Source organism: Candidatus Auribacterota bacterium (genome assembly GCA_026392035.1).
In the GTDB taxonomy this organism is placed as follows: domain Bacteria; phylum Auribacterota; class Tritonobacteria; order UBA1439; family UBA1439; genus JAPLCX01.
Window position 1 is genome coordinate 1 of sequence record JAPLCX010000069.1, and the last position, 4,666, is coordinate 4,666.

The following is a 4,666-nucleotide window of genomic DNA, read 5'->3' on the forward strand; positions in this document are numbered from 1 at the left end:
AATCCGGTTGATCCGGACACCTACACCATGCGCGCGATCGGCTACTGGCCGGTGTTCCTCGGGTCCTCGCTGGCCGAGCTCTCCGCGAGCACGCCGCTCAGCGGCATCGGCGGCTTTGGCCTCTATGAGGGAGTCTGGACGGGGACGTTTTATCTTCTCGGATACCCGCGGGAGCTCGCCGCGCTCTCCGGCGTCTCTGCTCACATTATCACGCAGGTCTTCGGCTACTCGCTCGGTGTGATGGGAATTATCATCCTCATGGCCCCGGCGCTATGGCGAAGGAAAAAGCGCTGAAAAACTCACGTTATGAAGGGCTTCGTGACCTTTCTCGTGTTTCAGAATATACTATACTGCACAGGTACGGATATGGATTGCGCGCTGATTAAAAAACTTGTCGTCGGCCCCCTTCAGGCAAACTGCTATCTCATGAGCGATCCGGCGACGCGTGAGACGGCGATCATCGACCCCGGGGGAGATGCGCGGGAAATTGCCCGCTGCATAGAAGGCGGCGGTTTAAAACCCGTCGTGATTATCAATACGCATGCCCATCCTGACCATGTTGCGGCAAACGCGGAGATAAAGAAACGCTATAAGATCCAGCTATTACTGCACGAGGATGACGCGCCGGTGCTTGCCCAGTCCGGCATGCTCAGCAAGCTTATCGGCCTCTTCCTCGAGCCATCCCCCCCTCCCGACAGATTGCTCCATGGCGGGGATGAGATCAAGATAGGAAAGCTCTCGCTCAAGGTGATTCACACGCCGGGCCATTCTGCGGGGAGCATCTGCCTCTGGTATGAGGGGAAAGGGGAAGAGCCCCCCGTGCTTTTCAGTGGAGACACCGTCTTCGAGGATTCGGTGGGCAGAACGGATCTTCCGGGTGGATCGTACCAGGCCCTTATGGATTCGATCCGGACACGGATTATGCCGCTTCCTGATCGGGCGCGCTTACTCCCCGGCCACGGCCCCGAGACAACGCTGCGGCGGGAAAAACGATGCAATCCGTTTTTTAATATGAAGATCTCATCCCAATAAGTTGATATGGGGGGAGCATCCTTAAGATGAAACTTGATGTATGGCAACGAGATCATGGTAGAGAGAAACACATATAGTCTCCCCTCCCTCTGATGGGAGGGGTAAGGGGAGGGTGCACCAGCAGTGAACATCCCCGCCTTTGCCTCCCCACCTTGGAAGGGGAGGGAGTTAAGCGAATAGGAGCTACACATAGTAGGTTCTCCCCTTGAAGACCACCAACTTTTTCGGAGCGGAACAAAATATCTGATCCGCGCCCTGTGGTGAGTCGCGCGCGGCAGCGGAGGCGAGGAATGCAGGTCCTCCTGGATGAGTTCATGAACTACCTGAATGTGGAGCGGGGATTATCGCCCCACACCCTTGACGCGTACAGGAGGGATCTCGCGAGGTTTATCAAATTCCTGAATGCCCGTGGGGTGAAATCACTTGATGACGCGACGCGTGATGCGATTGGCGCGTATTTCATGGCTGAGAAGTCACGGGGCATTTCTTCCACCTCGCTCTCCCGCAACCTTGCGGCAATAAAGGTATTTTTCCGCTTCCTCGCCTCGAACCGCTTCGTGCGTTCGGATATCACCGATGTCATAGAGTCTCCGAAAATATGGAAGCATCTGCCGGAGGTGATGTCCATTGCCGAAGTGGAACAGTTGCTCAACAGCCCCCGCCCCGCGACGCACTACGGCAGGCGGGACAGGGCCCTGCTCGAGCTCATGTATGCCACCGGTGTGAGGGTCTCGGAGGCGGCGAACCTCAAGGTCGCTGATGTCAACCTCGAGGTGGGGTATATCCGGTGCATGGGGAAAGGGTCAAAGGAGAGGATTATCCCTCTGGGGCGGATGGCCAGGAAGGCCCTGGACAGCTACCTCAAGTTGACGAGGCCGCATTTTCTGCGCCTGAGAGCCTCGGAGGCCCTGTTGCTCACCCGCCAGGGGAAGCCGTTCACACGCCAGGGGCTCTGGAAGATCATCAAGGGCTACGCGAAGCGCGCGAAGCTCCAGAAGAGGATAACCCCCCATACGCTGAGGCATTCCTTCGCCACCCATCTCCTCTCGGGTGGGGCTGATTTGAGGGTTATCCAGGAGATGCTCGGCCACGCCGACATCTCCACCACGCAGACGTACACGCATGTGGACAAAGACAGGCTGAAGAGCATCCATAAAAAGTTCCATCCCCGCGGATGAGGGTGAGGAGTGGAGGGCCGTTTTACAATATCGCCGCTGATGAACGCGGATGAGACCACAGTTTAAAGTGTAAAGCCCAAAGTTTAAAGTTGGGGCGGTTGAAATCTGTGTTAATCCGTGCAAGTCCGTGGCTATGTTGGTTGAACCACTGAAGACACTGAAGGCATTGAATAAAACGGTTGCCTCTTTATCTCCGTGTCCTTGCTTGCTGGCAGGAAGGCTCTGCGGCAAAATATTGAGCCGACGACGATAAGCAGTTGATTTGGGCAGTAACCCCTCAGAAGGTGTGAAAAAATTCGACTTTTCAAGCTATCCCTTCTTCTGATCCTGTTGAAATCAGAGAATGAGTCTCCGTACGGCTAAAATCAGTGTTCCCCTGAAGAAAAAACCGCGATAATCCTTCTTATGCCGTCCGCGGCCTTTTGCGTAAGGGCGCCCTTTATCACTATGCGACATTCGCTTCCGTCACACGGCGCCGCCAGCTTAGTCGTATCCATTGCTTGACGTTGTACGTCACACACACCCACAGCAACTCCATCAACGCCTTCCCTTTTCCCAGAAGATGAAACTTTCTCAGCCCCATCTTCTCCTTGATCCAGGCGTTGACAAACTCGCTCCACCTCCCGCGCTGGCGATAGATCTCTTTTGCCTCCGTCGTCTCCATCTTCTTCTTGAACGCCTCCACCGCCGGGTCATCAACCCCGCGTCTGATCGATCTCCCCTTTGCGGTGTTCTGCGGACAGCACTGCCCCTTGCAGGGGCACGCTCCACACTCCGTTACCCTCGCGTGATAACTGTAGTTCGTGCGCCCGATCTTCCGCTCTCTATCCCCCCTTCCAATACCAATATCTTGCCCGCTGGGCACATATACTCGTTGCGTGACGCATCATAGCGAAACTTGTCCGGTATGAAATCCGAAGCCACTCCTCGACGTCTCATCTGCCCCGCGGATATCGCGTTCTTCCCCCTCCACGACCCTATTAAATCAACCCCCATCGTCTTCGCCTCGATGATGTTCCCACGCGATGTGAACCCCCCGTCGGTTATCATCTGCCCGGGCCGCTTTCCCGCCTGCGCTTCCACTCGCTCGATCGACGGCACCAACTGCCCATAGTCACTCCCCTCATCCGTGAGCCCAACCCCCACGATCATCCCCGCCGTCGTATCCGTCGTTATCTGCGCGTTGTAGCTTGGCGCATACCCCCCATCTCCATGCTTCATCACCCGCGCCTCGGGCTCAGTCCTGCTTATCCGCACATTCTCCTTCGCCTTCGTCCCTCTTTTCGTCTCACGCACCTTCTCCAATTCCTGCAGCGCCGACTCTATCCGCTTCGCACGCTCCCGGGCCCCTCGTCGCCGTGCCGCAGCCTCTTTCACCCCCGCCGCGTCCCCTTCGTCTCCCGCTGCGGTTACCTTCTCCACATGCATCTTCGCCATCTCCATGTGCTCCCGCAGCGTCCCCTCACGCCGAAATGTGCCCGCACGACACTGCGCCTTGATCTCCGCCCCGTCGTGCGTCACACGCTCCAACGCGATAAGCCCCTCCGCACTCAATATCCCCAGCATCTCCACGAACAGCTCGTCCAGCGCTTCCTTATGCTTCACCCGAAAATCCGACAACGTGTGGTAGCTTATATCCTGCAACCCCGTGATCCACTGGTATGCCGGATGATACCCGCACCGCCGCCCCAGTTCCCGCGCCTGGCCCACCCCCTCGCTGTAGCCGTACATCCACAGCGTCGCCATCATCCGCGGATCAAACGCCGCTCGCCCCGCCTCTCCCTCTACCGATTCAATGTCATCATAGTACCGCCCAAGGTCCACCCGCCCCAGCATCTCCCAGATCCCGCGCGCGGGATGTCCCTCCTCGATCAACCCCTCGATATCCACCACCCGCATCACCACCTGCTTCCGATCCACCCGCACTACCCGCGGCGCCTTCTCCTTCCCCTCCCCACTCCGTATCTCCTCGTTCACTTCGCACCCCCGGAGATACGCTTGATCATCAGGCTCTTCTTGTCCTTGACCACCCACTCGATCGTCTCCCCCTTCTTCATCTCCAGTGCTTCCGCTAATGGCGCCGGCAGTATCAGATAGAATTGCCGCGTATTGTTGCTCCGCTGTATCACCTGCACCTTCGTCGCATATCCCATTGTTCCCTCCTCTCGGGGACGGGGATATATAATACCATAGCTATATCGCTAGAGTACAACTTTTTTGGTAATTTTTTCACACCTTCTCAGTTATAGGGGGGAAACAGTATGGACGATCATCCACTGATTTCACGGATGAGCACGGATTTTATTAATGGGAGTCAGTACTGTCCGGTTATAACACAAACAATTGCAGTTGGTTGTGACACTCGACATTTATATCTTGCGGGAGATTTGTTGTAACTAACTGCGAGAGAGGCACATCTTCGAGAAGCGAAAGGCTGAGAATTTGCATAATTTCGC

6 protein-coding genes are annotated in these 4,666 nt (G+C 56.4%); 3 read left to right on the forward strand and 3 right to left on the reverse strand.

From position 1 onward, the window contains the following. From NTX71_07360 to xerD, 3 genes are all read left to right on the forward strand, one after another. Positions 1–294 (forward strand): hypothetical protein (locus NTX71_07360; protein ID MCX6339722.1); only part of this gene is annotated, 294 nt, incomplete at its 5' end. A gap of 24 nt (positions 295–318) precedes the next feature. Beyond that, entirely contained in the window at positions 319–1,032 is a 714-nt protein-coding gene (locus NTX71_07365) for an MBL fold metallo-hydrolase (GenBank protein ID MCX6339723.1), read from the forward strand. 290 nt (positions 1,033–1,322) lie between these two features. Beyond that, positions 1,323–2,210, forward strand: coding sequence for a site-specific tyrosine recombinase XerD (gene xerD, locus NTX71_07370; protein MCX6339724.1), 888 nt, complete (start codon positions 1,323–1,325; stop codon positions 2,208–2,210). 445 nt (positions 2,211–2,655) lie between these two features. On the opposite strand, the gene NTX71_07375 is transcribed toward xerD, so the two are convergent. The 3 genes from NTX71_07375 to NTX71_07385 are packed head-to-tail and all read right to left on the reverse strand — an operon-like array spanning position 2,656 to position 4,363. After that, positions 2,656–3,075, reverse strand: coding sequence for a transposase (locus tag NTX71_07375; GenBank protein MCX6339725.1), 420 nt, complete (start codon positions 3,073–3,075; stop codon positions 2,656–2,658). Beyond that, on the reverse strand, positions 2,988–4,187 hold the full coding sequence (locus NTX71_07380; GenBank protein ID MCX6339726.1) for a transposase: 1,200 nt from the start codon (positions 4,185–4,187) through the stop codon (positions 2,988–2,990). Before NTX71_07380 ends, NTX71_07375 begins: the two co-directional genes overlap by 88 nt. After that, entirely contained in the window at positions 4,184–4,363 is a 180-nt protein-coding gene (locus NTX71_07385) for a hypothetical protein (protein ID MCX6339727.1), read from the reverse strand. The genes NTX71_07380 and NTX71_07385 overlap by 4 nt, the downstream gene beginning before the upstream one ends. Between the last annotated feature and the right edge of the window lie 303 nt (positions 4,364–4,666).